A 16,208-nucleotide genomic window follows, 5' to 3' on the forward strand; every position below is an offset into this window, starting at 1 on the left:
TAGATATTATTCCCGTTCAAGAATCGCAGAAGCAAAATTCAGGCAAGTCATTCGCTTTTTTGCCATAGATTTTACTGCATCTGATACTGCTAAACTTACCAATATTTCTGTCCGCTCCATTAATACAATTTATATCAAATTGCGTAAAAAGATTGCTGTCCAATGTGAAGAAATATCTCCCTTCAATGGCATCGTTGAACTGGATGAATCTTACTTTGGTGCTCGCCGTGTTCGTGGTAAGCGAGGTCGTGGGGCATCAGGAAAAACCATTGTGTTTGGGTTGCTCAAACGGGACGGAAATGTGTACACGGAAATTGTACCGGATTGCTCAAAAGCTACGCTGCAAGGGATTATCCGTGGGCATATAGAACTTGATTCAGTCATCAATACAGATGGATGGAGGGGGTATGATGGTTTAGTTGATATTGGCTTTGATAAGCACTTAAGAGTAAATCACGGGGACAATGAATTTGCCTGTGGGGAACGTCATATTAACGGTATAGAATCCTTTTGGGGCTATGCGAAAAAACGGCTCAGTAAATTTAATGGAATTGACAAGAAGATGTTTTATTTGCATCTTAAAGAAACGGAATATCGATTCAATCATCGGCATGGTAATTTATACCTTGATTTGCTTAAACTACTCCGTAACAACCCTCTTTAACTTCCTAAGCCCCATATTTTAAATTTTTTCAGAATAGATGGTATCCAAAAAACACTTCATGGCAATAATGGGTGGATGTATCTAAAAGTTAGGTTAATACGGCTATTTTTAACTTTTGTCTGTTTAGGGACGCAATGTTGCCAGTATTGTTGTAATTCACCTGCCATAATAAGCAAATCGCCATGACCTAATAAAAGTTCAATTTTATCGTTATGATTGTCCTTACGGCGCAATAGAAAACGTCGACTTGCTCCAAAATTTAAAGAACCTATCGTTGGATTGTTTCCTAACTCTGCCTCTGCATCATCATGCCAAGCTAAATGATCTTGGCCATCACGATACCAATTTAGTAATACACTATTAAAGGACGATTGGCTGACAGCCTCAAGTTGTTGTTTCAACCACAATAGCGGTTTATTCCATGCGAGAGGATGTGATTCAATTCCAGAGTATGTATAACTTTTACCTGCCTCTCCGTACCAAGCGGTGAGGCGTGGTAAAAGATGAGTCTTACCGTAGATTTTAATTGAATCTTGTTTCCATTGGATATTTTTCCACACAATATTTTTAAGGTCGTTGATATTTGCCCATTGGGTTGTTTGCCAAGCGTATAAATTATTCTCTAATAAAACGTCAAGGGTTCTATTTGCGATTTTTTGTGGAATAAATTGAGGAATATAGATTAATTGTCCGTTTTCAATATGAATAATGAAACCTTGTCCACTAGGATGAAAAGAACTTTTATATTGACCAAAAAGTGGTGCAACGACTTCATCAGCAAATAGGTCATCCATGTTTATCCCTCATGTGTCCATTGGCATGCATAAACGATCATGTTTTTGCTCTCAGTAACCATTCGACGAAAGTTGGAGCTATGTTTGTAAAATACAATATTTGGTATACATAACTCTTTTGCTATGAGGAGACTACTTGGGGATATCAAACGATGTAGCTCATTAAAACCTAGCGTATCATTTGATTGAAATGATTTTGGATGTCTTGTGCTCATGGCAATTAAGCTGTGTTGAGCTGGAATCACTTTCATTTTGGTCACTAAAGCATTTAGATTAAAACCGCCAAAACTATATAAGTCTAAAATGTTGGCAAATAAATGAAAAATCTGGTGATGGGCAGCATGTGCTAAGAAGTCTTGATCTAGAGCATCAAAAGAACAAACATAGCATTTTAGAGTGAGCGTAATTCCATAATGCATTGCTTTTGCATGAATCAGTTTTTTTGCTCGTTCCATACTGTGATGAGATGGTTCAATTAGTGTGATGTGAAGCTTGTTTATCGCTTTATTCTCCGCCATAAGTTTGTCAATCAAAACTAAAGAAGCTGATCCTTGACCACAAGCATAATCGACAATATGAATTGGAGAAGCATCTTTTTTTAAAGGATGGTATTCATTGAATAATTGTTGTGTTATTTGGTCAAAGCATTGATATAAGAATCCTCCATACAAGACCATATAGCTTAATATGTCGCTAGAAGACTGGATAATGCCTGTTCCTTTTTTTAGACGCTCAGCAAGGACTAAATAGTTGTCATGCACGTGATGTCGAAAGAGTGTTAAATTTTCGTTATAGAATTGCATAAAATCTGATGTATCAGTAATTTGATTTAAGGCTTGTTCTATAAAGGTATCACAATGACGATAAGGCATAAGACCAATCTATTTCTAAAAAGATTGGTTTATTTAACGTGAATTTTTTCTGCCCATCGTGTAATACAAGCTTGCAAAATTAATCCCTTATCAACAGGGAAGCATCATGTAAATGATACCACGTTATATCATTGTCTAGCTTGAGCAAAGCTCTCGTCTTGCACAGCTAAAACGATATTCATCGTTTTTTACGCTGTTCACCCGTTATCAACAGGGTAGTCTGTTCAGACCGATGCTGCAAATTTCATCTAAGCAATATTCTTGGTCTTAATCCCTTATCAACAAGGTAGTCTGTTCAGACATATCCATCGATTTTAACGGATAGGTATTCCACCGGTCTTAATCCCTTATCAACAGGGAAGTCTGTTCAGACTATATCAAAACCAGTAGTACAAAACTTTGATAATGTCTTAATCCCTTATCAACAGGGAAGTCTGTTCAGACGACTTCTTCGGGATTGATCGCAAAGATATCTTTAGTCTTAATCCCTTATCAACAGGGAAGTCTGTTCAGACATTTGAGATTATAGTTTGTGATGAATGGATTTATAAGTCTTAATCCCTTATCAACAGGGAAGTCTGTTCAGACTTTAGCTCCGTTAATTCTTGCTTATCATCATAAAGTCTTAATCCCTTATCAACAGGGAAGTCTGTTCAGACTTCAAATTCGAAGGCCCATTGCGTGATGATATGGTGTCTTAATCCCTTATCAACAGGGAAGTCTGTTCAGACAATGGTGAAACAGCTTATCACGAAATTTTATTCGTCTTAATCCCTTATCAACAGGGAAGTCTGTTCAGACATGTGATGATCCCTGAACTAGATTATGTATACGTCTTAATCCCTTATCAACAGGGAAGTCTGTTCAGACGCATGAGGAGGTTAAACCTTGGTTTATGAATATACGTCTTAATCCCTTATCAACAGGGAAGCATCATGTAAATGATACCACGTTATATCATCGTCTAACTCGAGCAAAGCTCTCGTCTTGCACAGCTAAAACGATATTCATCGTTTTTTTACGCTGTTCACCCGTTATCAACAGGGAAGTCTGTTCAGACTGAGGAAACTGCTATGGACTTTAACTTAGATTCAGTCTTAATCCCTTATCAACAGGGAAGTCTGTTCAGACAGTTAGAGGCCGATAAAACTTACAATTTAGTATTGTCTTAATCCCTTATCAACAGGGATGTCTGTTCAGACTACAAGTGGCTAAAGCAATCCAAGCTGACAAACCGTCTTAATCCCTTATCAACAGGGATGTCTGTTCAGACCATGTCATTCCCTGCAACATCATATGCTGCTGTAGTCTTAATCCCTTATCAACAGGGATGTCTGTTCAGACTCAAACTAATGGTAATTCTTTACTATGTGTTTGTCTTAATCCCTTATCAACAGGGAAGTCTGTTCAGACGGAAGTAGTAAAAAGTATCACGGAATTAAAGACGTCTTAATCCCTTATCAACAGGGAAGTCTGTTCAGACGTTAGTCAGTTATTAGATTGTATAAACATTGCGTCTTAATCCCTTATCAACAGGGAAGTCTGTTCAGACGGTACATATCGTTCGAAGTTCGCTCACCACAACGTCTTAATCCCTTATCAACAGGGAAGTCTGTTCAGACGAGAAACTTGGCTCTGGGTGCGTTGAGCTACAAAGTCTTAATCCCTTATCAACAGGGAAGTCTGTTCAGACACTGTCTCAAGCGGCATTAGCTGTTAAATTAGGTCTTAATCCCTTATCAACAGGGAAGTCTGTTCAGACTCTAGCGCTTATTTTTCTTGTTGTAAAGCAAAAGCTTACAGGGGTTAAATATTTCAAATTATGTATCAGTAAAGTTGATGTATTTGTAAATATTTCACATTTTTTTTGATATATGTTTAAGACTCTATTTTCAAGCCTAGAAAGCAAAATTGAGTGGGTGAGTTTTACATCATAAGCTTGCATTTTGATCATTGTTTTCCATTACGGGGTTAACTTTATTTTTATTAAGGTCGATGAGTAGACATCATGCACCATTATTTAGGAATGTACGATATCAGTTGCGATAAAATCCGTTCAAAAGTTTTTAGAACATTATTGGCTTTTGGTATCCATCAACAAAAATCAGTATTTGAATGTTGGTTGAGTCATGATCAAAAACAACAGCTTATGGGGCAGTTAGAAGATTTAACAGTACAAGAGAATAAACGAATCCTTCTCATCAAAATATATCCAAACCATAAACATACAGTGTTCTTTGGGCAGGCGAAAAGAATAGTTCAATCAAACTGTTTATACATTGGCTAATCAAACTTAAAAGGCTCAGACATGCAAACATTATATATTGATCGGAAAGATACACAAATTGAAGTCGATCGTGAACGTATACTAGTTCATAGTGCTCATCTAGCTCGACCTTTGTCGATTGCATTTCAGTATTTATCCTCTATTGTGATTAGCGCCAAAACAATTTTAAGCAGTCACTTGCTTTTAGCTTGTGCTAGTCGTGGTATTGCAGTCATTATCTTAGACCCTCGCTCATGTGAACATCATGCCCAATATATTCCACCTTCAAGTGGTATTGTTCATCGTAAAATAAAACAGTTTGAAATACTTGATCAAGATGAAAGACGTCTGGGTTATGCTAAACAACTGATTTATGCGCAGAGTATTCAGCAATTCAAACTACTACACTTTTGGCATAAACAGCAATATTTTACGGATCAAGAGTTTGAGCAAATCATTTTAAGATTTAAAAATATCATGCAATTGATACCACAAAGCAACCGTATGGATCAGCTTCGTGGTTTGGAGGGGGCGGCAGCAAAAACAATATTTTATGCAGTTCAGTTGATTGCACCTGATTGGTGTAAATTTAAAGGTCGTAATCGTCGCCCGCCACTCGATCCAATCAATGTATTACTTTCATTAAGTTACAGTCTTATTTATGCCGAATGTACTCGAGCTTTATATGCTCATGCATTTGACCCAATGCTTGGTTTTTACCATGAGCCTGTACATGGCCGTCATTCTTTAGCCTGTGATTTGACTGAACGCATCCGCACGGATGTTGAAAAGTGGGTATTAGATCTAGTATTAAGTGATACATTGCAATCACAGCATTTTTCTCATTCTGAACAGTACCCTTGTACTTTAAATAAACAGGGGCGAGCACTTTTTTACCCAGTATGGGAGCGCCAGTTTAGAGTATGGAAAAAATATATCCGTTTAAATACCCAGCAATGGGCAAAAACAATTGATCAAGCATAATTATGGTGAATATGCCTACCTATCATTGGATTTGTTGTTATGACATTCGAGATCCAAAGCGCTTAGCGAAAGTCCACCAAATTTTATCTATGTTAGGTATTGCATTGAACTATTCCGTTTTTTATTTGTATTTAAATTTAGTGCAATTTGAGAAGCTTTGCTTGCGTTTAAAAAAGATTATAAAAGCGGAAGATGATCTTCGTTTGTATTACTCATCTGCTTTGGTTACTGCTAAATATGTAGGAGAAAAGGTTTTGGATGGTGTAAGCTTAATTCATGCTCGAGGAAGCTTATTATAAAAAATGTAAGCTTGTGAAATAACAAGTGATTATAAGAAAAATTATTTAATAGCTTTACCAACTAGAAAAAGGTAAAGCGTCATGCAAAACAATACAGCTCAACAATTATTACAAGAGTATCAAAATCAGCTTGACCAATATTTTCTACAACATGCAGATGCGACTGTTGCCTTAAATCAGTGGTTATCTGCTCACTTTTCTAAAGAACAACTGTGCCAATTTTTACAGGCTCTTTTAGCAGATGAGTCTAGTTTAAATGAAATAGCTGCACGTTCATATCAACATGGCAATGGTTTTTTAAAAGTTGTGCTGCTCGATCGTGGTTATAAATTGCGTCTACATATTTGGTTCGCAGGTCAATCCTGTGAAGAAAATATTCATGATCATCGCTGGAGCTTTTCCTCATTAATTCTAGCGGGTCAGTTGACCAGTGAAATTTGGAAAGATGATATTCAAGGGCAACCTTTCCAAGAGTTTGAGTACTATGCGGCAAACAAACAGGATGCCGCATTTAAACAAGAGATAGGACAAAACCACCTAAAGCTTGACTATGTCCGTATCAATCAGGCAGGTGAAAGCTATTTGATGCCAAAAGGTCAATTGCATCGCATCATCAATCATGGCGATCAATTGGTTGCCACCATCATGTGCAGTGCACCGACTGAACAAGGCACAACTCGTCTTATTCCAATTCATCAAGGCATTGATCCGAATATTCAGCCACCAAAGATTAATGTGGTCCAGTTACATACATCTTTACAGCATTTTTTATCTCACCTTAATACGGAGACTTATGCCCATGCCGCATAAACTTATTTTGCAACAATTACAACAACAAGGACGCATTGCTGTCGTACAGCCTAAACAACAGTTGCAACGACTACAGCAAGAGCAGCAAGGACTATTGTATTTGCAACAACGAGAAATAGATTACCTCAATACCTATGACCAACTCTTTCGCCTAGTTACGATGTGGTTATTACAGCAGGGCTATGATTTAACAAATCACCAGCCACATCAGGTTTTGAAAGTAGTATGTCGAATTCATTGTCCAGAGCAAATTATTGAGCCTGTCGTACAGCATCGCCACGAGCTCAAAAAAGGTTTGATAACAGAAGTTTCAAAAACGACTTGGCATGATTTGCAACAATACCATCAGTATTTTATGCAAATTTTACAAGCTTGCGGTTCCCGTTAATTTTGCAGAATAGCGACATAATTGATCACAGAATAAATGAGGAATTTATGAATACATCAGCCGATATGCTTGTTTATATGACTCAAGTGGGTTACCAACAATTACTGCATAAACTTGCTGAAAAGCAAAAAGAATACGATCAGGTACGTGATCATCGTCAAGTTGCATTTGAGCTTTCTGGAGATGGGTGGCATGACAACCCTGAGTTTAATCGTATGCAACAAATGGAAGCTAATCTAAATCACACCATGAAAATGCTGACTGATCGATTGGATATGATGAAAATCATTGAAATTAATGATGCTATGCGAAATCTCCATCAGGTAGAGATTGGTAGCATTGTGCATTTACGTCGTTATGATCTGGCTGATGATTCTGTACAAAATGAGTTTTGGGAAATCCGTGGTTTTGATGAAACCAATATCCCACAGCGACATTTAGCATATAACGCACCACTTGCAACAAAAATTATGCATTTACAAATTGGTGATCTTGCTGAAGAAGTCAAGATAGGCTCACGTCACTTTGATATTGAAGTCATACAGCTTTTTCCAAATCGAATTAGTGCAAAGTTATCAAACTAACCTAAAGGTATTGGACATTATGTATATCGCGATTGAGGGGATTAAAGGTGCGGGTAAAAGTACTTTACTGGCACAGTTAAGCCAACAATTGAATAAAGAGGGAGTTGAATTCTCTACTTTTAACCCGACTCGCCCAATGCCTCAAAATGAATGGTGGGAACAAGCCTATAGTGACTGGCAACATGATGATGATTTTATGTCAGCTTTATATACAGCACGAGCGAATTATCATGCTTTGCAGACGAACTTTAATCAGCCTTTAGTTCTAGGAGATCGAAGTATTTTGACCAGCATAGTGACTCGTTGGCAGTCTTATCAACACGATATTCATGGCTATATTCAGCAAATCTTGGCACAAGAATATGCAGTACCTATGCCTGATCTAGTGCTGTATTTAGATATTTCATTGGAATCAGCTAGCCAACGACTCCAAAATCGTCAACGTGATTATGGTTTATATGATGAAACAGTTCAGCGTTTACAACAGACTAAGCACGCATACACACAGCTTTTTAAGTGCAAAAATGAATTTGGATTAAAAAACATTCAGATTCAATGTTTTGATACAAATCAAACAAGCTCACAGTTATTTCAACAAGTGTTAAAATATGTTAAAAACATTGCACTTGTTACATGAAATCTTTGATTTTTAAAAAATTTATAAATTTATTTAGGTAGACTTAAAAAATGGCAAAAAATGTATTATTTCTTGTCACAGGTATGACACCCCAGATTATTACTGAAACAGTATGGGCATTGGCATGTGATCCTGATAATGAGGAAAAATGGATTCCTGATGAAGTTCAAATCTTAACAACGACAGATGGTATTAAAAAAATTAAGGAAACTCTATTGGGAAATACAGGTATTTTTCAGAAGATGTGCCATGAATATCAACTACCTTTTATTCAGTTTGATGAAAGTAAGCTATTCACTATAGTTGATGATAAAGGCCTGCCATTAAGTGATTTAAAAACGCCTTCAGATAATGAACATGCTGCAAATGCAATTTGTAAAAAAATTCGTGAGTTGACTCAGGTTGATACAACTAGCGTATATGTATCAATCGCTGGTGGTCGTAAAACAATGGGCTTTTATGCTGGTTATGCATTGTCTCTTTATGGGCGTCCACAAGATCGAATGTCCCATGTCCTAGTGAGTTCTGAATATGAAACTTTGCGAGGCTTTTATTATCCAGCCAAACAACCTGAACAAACAAAGATTAAGACTTTTGTTAAAAAAATTCAGAATGATACTGAGATACTAGAAGAACTAGAATTAGATACTTTTAATGCAAAAGTATGGTTAGCAAATATTCCTTTTGTTCGAATGAGAGATGCAATATTACCTAAACATCAATTAAACCCTGAACATGGGAAAAAATTTAGCGATATTGTCAATGAAATTAATAAGTCATTTGAACCAATTAAGTTAACTTTATTTACCAAAAATGGTAAGCGTCAATTTCAAATTAATGATGAAGAGCTAATTAGATTATCACCACAGTATTTTGCAATGTTACATTGGTTTGCTGATAAAAAAATAAATCAAAAGATAGGCATTGAAGCACCGAAGAGTGATAGGGATGAAGTTGCTACACAAGATCAAATTACCTTTTTTCAGGAATGGTCAGATGAATATAATCACTTTTATGGAAAGCAAAAAGCCAAAGATGACGTAATTGTAGATAAGGAATATTTTGAAATTACAAAGTCTAAGTTAAATAAAACCTTAGTTGAAAAACTAGGTTTGGCTTTAGCAAATAGAATAATGCCTGTAAAAAGTAATAATTCAAATTTATTTGAATTTCCCAAGGATATTACCATCGTATTAAAAGATTAATTATATTTTAAGGAATAGTGGTATAAACATTATGAAAATTAGAACACTGGATAGCAACATTTCTGTTCCAGATATAAACCAAATAAACCAATTGCGAGCTTTACATTGGCACACTTTACACTGTGAACTCGTCACACCTTTATATGGAGGAGGCGTAAAAGCTGCAACCATTGATAAAGAGATGCCTATTCGTGTTAGTACTATTCGTGGGCAATTGCGTTTTTGGTGGCGATTGTTGGCAAAGCATAAAGCAGACTGGGGTTTTAATGGTGATCTCGGTGCAATTCGTCAAGCAGAATCTCGACTTTGGGGTGGGACTGGAAATGAAGTTCATGCGAGTTTGGTATTTTTAAAGGTCACGAACACTTCAAAATCTGATTCTGAAAAGTGGGCTGAGTTTAGAAGAAATCAGAATACAAATAGATATAGGGGTTTGCCTTATCCAAAGGATTGGGCAGATGTGCCATATGTATTATTTCCAGCACAAGGAAAAACATCACCAGATCGAATTGAAGAAGAACCTAAAGAATTGATTAAAGCTGGGTTAACTTGGCAATTACATTTAGCTTTAGCCAAAAATATAAATGAACAACAAACGCATCAAGTTTGGGAAGCGATTCGTTGGTGGGCAAACTTTGGCGGTTTGGGAGCTAGAACTCGTCGCGGTTTAGGTGCGGTTCAAGTGACTGGTCAGCATATTACCCCTATTACAGCAGTAGAAGCACAAGCTATAGGCTGTCAACTTATATTAAGACCACAAAGTAATAGTTCTTATACAGCATGGAAAGACTCGGTTGATCAATTAAAAGATTTTCGTCAGGGTCATAGTGTTGGTGTGCAGAAAATAGAGGTTGGGCGAAATAAAGGTGATGAACCACATCAGCCAGGACGTAGCCGTTGGTCTGAACCTGATGCTATTCGTAATACAGTTAATCAGCGTTCAGACCGACATGCCCGAAGAGTAACACAAGGTGACTACTTTCCTCGTGCGGCTTTTGGATTGCCAATTATTTTTAAATTTAAAGATGATGGAAATAGTCGAACGGATGAACCCGCTCAAAGCTTATTACAACCTATTGTAAATGGTGGTTTGGAAGAAAGAATGGCAAGCCCACTTATTTTAAGACCCTATTTTAATGGGCGGGGTTGGCAAGCAGCAGCATTACGTTTACCACATCAACATGTTAATGATTTACAGCTTAAGCTAATTCAGGGGAATCGTAGCTTTAATGTTGAGTACTGGGATCGAGCTCAGGCTGAAAATATAAGACCGATCCATGCTCAAGATGGCACAGATGCTTTAAGCGCATTTTTAAATTATTTTGGAAATTAAGGAAATAACTATGGATCGTTATGTATTAATTATTTCCGTTGGACCTGTACAGGGGTTTATTGCAGTTGCTCGCCGTAGTCGTGATTTATGGAGTGGTTCTTGGTTACTGTCAGAAATGTCTAAAGCAGTTGCAAAGTACTTATCTGATCAGAAAGCAGAAATGATTTTTCCTTATACTGAACAACCTCATAAAGATTTAAAAGCTGGAAGTGTATTTTCTGTAGGAAATAAAATTCAAGTCATTGTAAATGCTGAAAACTCAGAAAGTGTTGCTGATTTAGCTAAAAAAGCAAGTGAAGAAGCGAAACAGTGTTTCCAAGAGGTTGCAGAAATAGCGTTTGATAAATTATCACATCGACATCAATTACGTTCTAAAATATGGGACAAACAGATAGATGACTATGTTGAAACACAAGCTGCTTGGGCAAAAATAGGATCTAATGGTTATAAAAAAGCCAGTGAAAAGGCTGCACAAGTTTTAGCTGCTCGGAAAGCGACTCGTGATTTTACAGCAAGTGCAAGTCATGCATTTGAGAATGGTTTGATGATTCCAAAATCATCTTTGGATGGAGCTAGAGAAACCGTACTCCCTGAAGAAAATAACATGAGCTATCGTTTACGTAGTCAATTGGGTTTGTCTGATTCTGAACAGTTAGACTGTGCAGGTGTTGCCAAACGTTTAGGTGGGGACGCTGAACAATTTACACCATTTACTCGGGTTGCCGCGCATGCATGGATTGAGGCGTTAACAGCGAATCAAAAAAGCATTATTAACAAAGCTTATGAACCCTTAATTAAATTACAGTTAGCAACTCGAGTGACAGGGAATGATGGCAAATATGCAAACTTACCTTTTGACGCTCAACTGCTTTATCCTTCACGTTTAGATGCAGAAATCCTTCAAGCTGATAAAAAACGTAAACAAGATTTTGAAGCTGAAGAGGCTTTTCAAGCGCTCAATACATTTAAGCAAACGCTAAAAAATGCTGATGTTTGGAAAAATGGTAGTCAGCCATGTTCTTATGGTGTGCTATTACTGGCTGATGGCGATCGTATGGGCGAGTTACTTGATACTGCTCAGAATGAGACACAACATAAAGAAATCACCAAAGCCTTATCTATATTTGCAGAAAGTGTTTCTACGAAAATGCGTGATTATGATGGGCATTGTATCTATGCAGGCGGAGATGATGTTTTAGGATTCGTACCTTTATATAAAGCTTATGCATGTGCCAAATCTCTTAGTCAAACATTTAATCAAGAGTTGCAAATTGCTGTTAATAAATTACAACAAGCTCAGCCCAATCAAAAGATTAAGACACCAACACTCTCTGTTGGCTTGGCGATTGTCCATCATATGACACCTTTAGGTGTCATTCGAGAGTTGGCAAAACGTGCTGAAAAAGTAGCAAAAGGTAATGATGAAGCCCAGGATCAACAACGAAATGCGCTGGGAATAACTTTAGCAGTTCGTTCAGGTGCGACCACGGATTTACGATTACGTTGGACAGATGATGAGGGCATTGAAGACCAAGCTCATCAGGCCTTAGAAAATTGGGTTAAAGCTTATCAAAATAAGGAGTTACCAAGCCGTATTGCTTATGATACTCGAGCTATTCATTTACAAACACAATTTGCTCTAAGTGATCAATATGGTCATCAGATTCAACAAGCTGAATTTAACAGAATGCTTGATAAAGCAAGAACAGCACACGGTCAGGCGATTCCTAAACAAGATTTGGAAAAACGTGTTCAGCAAGTCAAAGATCTAAATCAATTAGCAAATGAGTTGATTATTGCACGTTGGTTAGCAGCCAAAACCAATCAAGATTTAATTAAGGAATAACAATGGCAAAACACTATTATTTCATTGAATCACTTGCACCATTGGTATTTCGTTCAGGTAAGCCATTTGGAACACAGGCTTATCAAGATGATGCGACATTTCCTTTGCCTTCAAGTGCAGCGGGTTTGATTCGAGCTTTGAAGCTTGAACAAAATCAGAATGGTTTTAAAGGAAATAACGAGCAACGAGCAACCTTAGCAGATGATCAGGTAAAAGAATTACGTGATATCGCTTGCGCGGGAGCTTTATTGGCGAAACAAGATGAGAATCATCATATTACGCTTTTAGTGCCAAAACCTAGTGATGCAGTATTCTTTAAGAACAAAGATACGCAAGCTACAGAGCTTATTCGATTAATTCCAAAACAATTTGATCAAGATTGTGATAGTGATTTGCATCAAAAATTAATCCCTGTGCAAATGGAACAAGATCATATTAAAGGTAAGCCAGAGTCTGGCATTAAATATTGGTCACTCGATGATTTGATTAAATGGCAAAATGATAATGCCTTAGATATTCGAGATATTCAGAAAAATGGACTAAAAAATATTCCTGTTGATATTCGTACTCATGTTGCATTAAATAATGATTCATTAGCGAGTGATGATGGATATTTATTTCAAACAGCAGGTTTAGACTTAGGGCATCAAAAAATAACAACAGAACCAAACACGATATGGTCAAATTCACGATTGGTTTTTGTGGTTGGTGCGGAGTGCGAATTACAACAAGGATTAGCAACATTTGGAGGGGAGCGACGTTTATCTCACTTTAAAAAAGTTGAACACGCTATCTTTCCAGATATGGATGTAAATTTGCATCAGAACGTTCAGCTACAAAAAGGTTTTAAGCTCACATTACTTACTCCTTCAATATTCCAAAATGGATATTTACCAGCATGGCTCGATCAAGAGACATTAATTGGAACATTACCAAATAGTCCTCATATTCAAGTGGCTTTAAAAGCAGTTGCAGTTGATCGTTGGTTACCTGTTTCGGGGTGGGATTTACAGCAATGGAAACCTAAAGCAATGCGTAAAGCGGTTGCCGCAGGTTCAGTATATTGGTTTGAAATCTTGTCAGGCACATTGACACAGCAAGATATTGATCACTTCTGGTTCAAAAATTTGACAGATGATCTACAAGATCAAAAAGATGGCTTTGGTTTAACGATGATCACAGCATGGTCAGCACAATAATTTTTAAGATTAAGGATAGATTATGGAATCACGTATTTTTCATTTACAAGCATTATCAGCACTACATGTAGGAACAGGGCAAGGTGTTGGGGTAGTCGATTTGCCGATCGCTCGTTCTAAAGCAACAAATCTGCCTCTAGTTCCAGGTTCATCGTTAAAAGGTGTATTGCGTGATGAATGGGAAAAACCATTAGGTAAAGAGAAAGTTCATACTTTATTTGGGCCGTACCATCAACAAGAGGCGAGTTTTGCAGGAGCAATTGCTTTTGGTGATGCTCATCTTCTTATTTTACCGATTCGCTCATTTGCAGGTACAGTCGCTTATGCAACCTGTCCTTTTATTTTAAAGCAATATCAACGAGATTTACAGCTTAATGCTTTGGATGTGCTTGTAGCGAATAATGCAATTGTGACTCAGGCTACTGTATTAAAACTTGGTAATAAAGTTGCATTAGAAGATTTGGATATTGATGTAACAGATACAACAAATAGTGCAGATGGTTGGGCAGAAGCAATAGCTCAAGCTTTATATCCTGATAGTGCAGATTGGCAGCAAGCATTTAAAGCTCGCTTTGTTATTTTACCTGATGATACTTTTTCCTTTTTAGCTGACACAGCAACTGAAGTTCGTACTCGAATTCGTATTGAGCGAGAAACTCGTATTGTGAAAGATGGCGCATTATGGACAGAAGAAAATTTGCCAACAGATAGTGTGTTATGGGGAGTCATGGGGATTAGCCAAGCTCGTGATCGTTCTGGTTTAGATGCAAAAGCTTTGTCAAATTTGTTACCAGTCGGTGAAACAGCCTTACAGCTTGGTGGTAAGCATACGGTAGGGCGTGGTTTGTGTCGTTTTCTTTTAAATGCTGTTCAAGAATAAATTGGGGAGTTTGGAATGACAATTCGTACACAACAATATGCAATTAGAGCTTATCCTAAAATTAATGATGTTAAAGGTCGTGAAATTGAAAAGAAATACCGTACATTAGCATTAACTTTTCCGACCATGATTTTGCAAGCAGGTTTGGCGCAAGCGGTGGGATTTTTACAAGGCAAGGGTAAAGTCGAACATCTACAATATTTAGCAGATTTAGCGCATGTATTAGAAATTGAAAATGCAGATTCTTTACATACGCAGGTTATTGGCTCTACGGTAACAGAATATCAATACCTTACACGTAAAAGTTTAGATGCCTCAGCATGGTTAAAACGCTATACACAAGCATTATTGGAGGGGTAATGTTATGGCAAAATTAATGAGAGATAGACTAAAAGAGCTATTTGATCACATAACAGTTGATTCCTCACATGCAGGTTTATTATTGCAACGTAAATTGGCTAAATACGAAGGTTCTGGTGAGAAACCATTAAAAAGTGTATTGATTGATACGATTACAAGTGTACAGCCGTCACAATTATACGAACTTGCATTTGAGCGCTGGTTAAAATTTACGGGAGCAAGATCAAGTACTTTTGCAACGACTGTTGCAACAGTTGATGGACGATTATTCACAGGGTTAAATATTGGTGGAAGTATTGAAACGGGGGTGATTACTCATCATACCTATGGTCTCCCTATGATTGCAGGTTCTAGTATCAAAGGTGCAGTACGTCAATATGCTGAGGCAATACGGCTAGATTCTAAATATTTAACAATTTTATTTGGTCATGGGGATGACGATCCATTACATGATGGTGAAGGGAATCTGCTCAATGATACTGCTGGTTATTTAATTTGGCATGATGCATGGTGGATTCCTAAAACAAGTGTGCAGAAACCTTTTGTGAAAGAAATCGTGACGGTGCATCATCAGGAGTATTATACAGGAGCACAAACGGAAGCCACAGATTTTGATAGCCCAGTACCGAATCAACAAGTAGCAGTTCAGGGGAGTTTCTATTTTGCTATTGAGGGCGATAAGCAATGGGTAGATTTCGCTAAACAGCTCTTGGAAAACGCGCTGTTCCAGAATGGTTTAGGGGCAAAAGCATCGAGCGGTTATGGGTATTTTAAAGAAGCAGAAAGAAAATTAGTAAATCAATTGAATGATTTTATTCAGGAACAGATGAAAAAAGACTTACCTGAATATGACCAGCTTATTAATGAGTTGAAAGAAAAGATTGTAAAATCACCCAAAGGAGGGGGGATTGGTGGCAACCCTTTAGGTCAAGCACTAAAAGATATTATTGTAAAATCGGTACAATGGCCTCCTGAGTCTTACCCTAAATTACGAGCAGTTGCTCAATCAGTTTATGACCATGTCGGTGCTGATCGTAAGAAAAAAGGTGCGGCAAAAGATTTGTGGCAGACTCTACCGCAATAAGGA

General features: G+C 37.3%; 17 protein-coding genes and 2 CRISPR repeat arrays. Of the genes, 15 read left to right on the forward strand and 2 right to left on the reverse strand.

Features of this window, described 5'->3' with window-relative positions; translation table 11 throughout:
* The first annotated feature begins 22 nt into the window (after positions 1-22).
* Entirely contained in the window at positions 23-664 is a 642-nt protein-coding gene (locus tag Aba26S_RS08955) for an IS1595 family transposase (protein WP_043971627.1), read from the forward strand.
* A gap of 56 nt (positions 665-720) precedes the next feature.
* Here the strand turns inward: Aba26S_RS08955 and Aba26S_RS08960 are convergent, their stop codons facing one another.
* Complete coding sequence (locus Aba26S_RS08960) at positions 721-1,458, reverse strand: alpha-ketoglutarate-dependent dioxygenase AlkB (RefSeq protein WP_043971485.1); 738 nt, start codon at positions 1,456-1,458, stop codon at positions 721-723.
* A gap of 2 nt (positions 1,459-1,460) precedes the next feature.
* The gene (locus Aba26S_RS08965) at positions 1,461-2,330 is read right to left on the reverse strand and encodes a hypothetical protein (protein ID WP_043971488.1); all 870 of its coding nucleotides are present in this window, start codon (positions 2,328-2,330) and stop codon (positions 1,461-1,463) included.
* A 193-nt stretch (positions 2,331-2,523) separates the two neighbouring features.
* Positions 2,524-3,272: a CRISPR direct-repeat array (repeat unit 37 nt; unit sequence GTCTTAATCCCTTATCAACAGGGAAGTCTGTTCAGAC).
* A gap of 81 nt (positions 3,273-3,353) precedes the next feature.
* A CRISPR array of direct repeats spans positions 3,354-4,092; the repeat unit is 24 nt; unit sequence GTCTTAATCCCTTATCAACAGGGA.
* Between the two features lie 246 nt (positions 4,093-4,338).
* Here Aba26S_RS08965 and cas2 (Aba26S_RS08970) point away from each other — a divergent pair.
* The 14 genes from cas2 (Aba26S_RS08970) to cmr6 all read left to right on the forward strand — a co-directional run bounded on the left by cas2 (Aba26S_RS08970) (position 4,339) and on the right by cmr6 (position 16,205).
* Complete coding sequence (gene cas2 / locus Aba26S_RS08970; protein ID WP_043971491.1) at positions 4,339-4,617, forward strand: CRISPR-associated endonuclease Cas2; 279 nt, start codon at positions 4,339-4,341, stop codon at positions 4,615-4,617.
* Positions 4,618-4,638: 21 nt separating this feature from the next.
* Positions 4,639-5,580: a CRISPR-associated endonuclease Cas1 gene (gene cas1 / locus Aba26S_RS08975; protein ID WP_043971493.1), complete on the forward strand. Its 942-nt coding sequence runs from the start codon at positions 4,639-4,641 to the stop codon at positions 5,578-5,580.
* An 11-nt stretch (positions 5,581-5,591) separates the two neighbouring features.
* Positions 5,592-5,879 (forward strand): CRISPR-associated endonuclease Cas2, encoded by a 288-nt coding sequence (gene cas2 / locus Aba26S_RS08980; RefSeq protein ID WP_096911469.1) that lies wholly within the window; start codon positions 5,592-5,594, stop codon positions 5,877-5,879.
* An 81-nt stretch (positions 5,880-5,960) separates the two neighbouring features.
* Positions 5,961-6,689, forward strand: a complete 729-nt coding sequence (locus Aba26S_RS08985) for a hypothetical protein (protein WP_043971499.1) — start codon at positions 5,961-5,963, stop codon at positions 6,687-6,689.
* Positions 6,679-7,077, forward strand: a complete 399-nt coding sequence (locus tag Aba26S_RS08990; protein WP_043971501.1) for a hypothetical protein — start codon at positions 6,679-6,681, stop codon at positions 7,075-7,077. The genes Aba26S_RS08985 and Aba26S_RS08990 overlap by 11 nt, the downstream gene beginning before the upstream one ends.
* Positions 7,078-7,124: 47 nt before the next feature.
* The gene (locus Aba26S_RS08995) at positions 7,125-7,661 is read left to right on the forward strand and encodes a hypothetical protein (protein WP_043971504.1); all 537 of its coding nucleotides are present in this window, start codon (positions 7,125-7,127) and stop codon (positions 7,659-7,661) included.
* Between the two features lie 19 nt (positions 7,662-7,680).
* Positions 7,681-8,298, forward strand: coding sequence for a dTMP kinase (locus Aba26S_RS09000; RefSeq protein ID WP_043971506.1), 618 nt, complete (start codon positions 7,681-7,683; stop codon positions 8,296-8,298).
* Between the two features lie 50 nt (positions 8,299-8,348).
* The gene (csm6, locus tag Aba26S_RS09005) at positions 8,349-9,503 is read left to right on the forward strand and encodes a CRISPR-associated ring nuclease Csm6 (RefSeq protein ID WP_052500216.1); all 1,155 of its coding nucleotides are present in this window, start codon (positions 8,349-8,351) and stop codon (positions 9,501-9,503) included.
* Between the two features lie 31 nt (positions 9,504-9,534).
* Entirely contained in the window at positions 9,535-10,836 is a 1,302-nt protein-coding gene (gene cmr1 / locus Aba26S_RS09010; protein ID WP_052500217.1) for a type III-B CRISPR module RAMP protein Cmr1, read from the forward strand.
* Between the two features lie 10 nt (positions 10,837-10,846).
* Positions 10,847-12,682: a type III-B CRISPR-associated protein Cas10/Cmr2 gene (gene cas10, locus Aba26S_RS09015; protein ID WP_043971508.1), complete on the forward strand. Its 1,836-nt coding sequence runs from the start codon at positions 10,847-10,849 to the stop codon at positions 12,680-12,682.
* 2 nt (positions 12,683-12,684) lie between these two features.
* Positions 12,685-13,881, forward strand: coding sequence for a type III-B CRISPR module-associated Cmr3 family protein (locus tag Aba26S_RS09020; protein ID WP_043971510.1), 1,197 nt, complete (start codon positions 12,685-12,687; stop codon positions 13,879-13,881).
* 22 nt (positions 13,882-13,903) lie between these two features.
* Positions 13,904-14,761: a type III-B CRISPR module RAMP protein Cmr4 gene (cmr4, locus tag Aba26S_RS09025; RefSeq protein WP_043971511.1), complete on the forward strand. Its 858-nt coding sequence runs from the start codon at positions 13,904-13,906 to the stop codon at positions 14,759-14,761.
* 15 nt (positions 14,762-14,776) lie between these two features.
* Positions 14,777-15,121, forward strand: a complete 345-nt coding sequence (cmr5, locus tag Aba26S_RS09030; RefSeq protein WP_043971514.1) for a type III-B CRISPR module-associated protein Cmr5 — start codon at positions 14,777-14,779, stop codon at positions 15,119-15,121.
* Positions 15,122-15,125: 4 nt separating this feature from the next.
* Positions 15,126-16,205 (forward strand): type III-B CRISPR module RAMP protein Cmr6, encoded by a 1,080-nt coding sequence (gene cmr6 / locus Aba26S_RS09035; RefSeq protein ID WP_052500218.1) that lies wholly within the window; start codon positions 15,126-15,128, stop codon positions 16,203-16,205.
* Positions 16,206-16,208: the final 3 nt, after the last annotated feature.

The sequence above is a fragment of the Acinetobacter sp. NBRC 110496 genome, assembly GCF_000876115.1.
Taxonomy (GTDB): Bacteria; Pseudomonadota; Gammaproteobacteria; order Pseudomonadales; family Moraxellaceae; genus Acinetobacter.

Bases quoted from the DNA above. Each gene is read 5' to 3' on its own strand.
- cmr6 (WP_052500218.1), top strand. From the start codon at position 15,126: ATGGCAAAATTAATGAGAGATAGACTAAAAGAGCTATTTGATCACATA.
- cas1 (WP_043971493.1), top strand. From the start codon at position 4,639: ATGCAAACATTATATATTGATCGGAAAGATACACAAATTGAAGTCGAT.
- cas10 (WP_043971508.1), top strand. From the start codon at position 10,847: ATGGATCGTTATGTATTAATTATTTCCGTTGGACCTGTACAGGGGTTT.
- Aba26S_RS08995 (WP_043971504.1), top strand. From the start codon at position 7,125: ATGAATACATCAGCCGATATGCTTGTTTATATGACTCAAGTGGGTTAC.
- cmr1 (WP_052500217.1), top strand. From the start codon at position 9,535: ATGAAAATTAGAACACTGGATAGCAACATTTCTGTTCCAGATATAAAC.
- Aba26S_RS09020 (WP_043971510.1), top strand. From the start codon at position 12,685: ATGGCAAAACACTATTATTTCATTGAATCACTTGCACCATTGGTATTT.
- csm6 (WP_052500216.1), top strand. From the start codon at position 8,349: ATGGCAAAAAATGTATTATTTCTTGTCACAGGTATGACACCCCAGATT.
- cas2 (WP_096911469.1), top strand. From the start codon at position 5,592: ATGCCTACCTATCATTGGATTTGTTGTTATGACATTCGAGATCCAAAG.
- cmr4 (WP_043971511.1), top strand. From the start codon at position 13,904: ATGGAATCACGTATTTTTCATTTACAAGCATTATCAGCACTACATGTA.
- Aba26S_RS08985 (WP_043971499.1), top strand. From the start codon at position 5,961: ATGCAAAACAATACAGCTCAACAATTATTACAAGAGTATCAAAATCAG.
- Aba26S_RS08965 (WP_043971488.1), bottom strand. From the start codon at position 2,330: ATGCCTTATCGTCATTGTGATACCTTTATAGAACAAGCCTTAAATCAA.
- cmr5 (WP_043971514.1), top strand. From the start codon at position 14,777: ATGACAATTCGTACACAACAATATGCAATTAGAGCTTATCCTAAAATT.
- Aba26S_RS09000 (WP_043971506.1), top strand. From the start codon at position 7,681: ATGTATATCGCGATTGAGGGGATTAAAGGTGCGGGTAAAAGTACTTTA.
- cas2 (WP_043971491.1), top strand. From the start codon at position 4,339: ATGCACCATTATTTAGGAATGTACGATATCAGTTGCGATAAAATCCGT.
- Aba26S_RS08960 (WP_043971485.1), bottom strand. From the start codon at position 1,458: ATGGATGACCTATTTGCTGATGAAGTCGTTGCACCACTTTTTGGTCAA.
- Aba26S_RS08990 (WP_043971501.1), top strand. From the start codon at position 6,679: ATGCCGCATAAACTTATTTTGCAACAATTACAACAACAAGGACGCATT.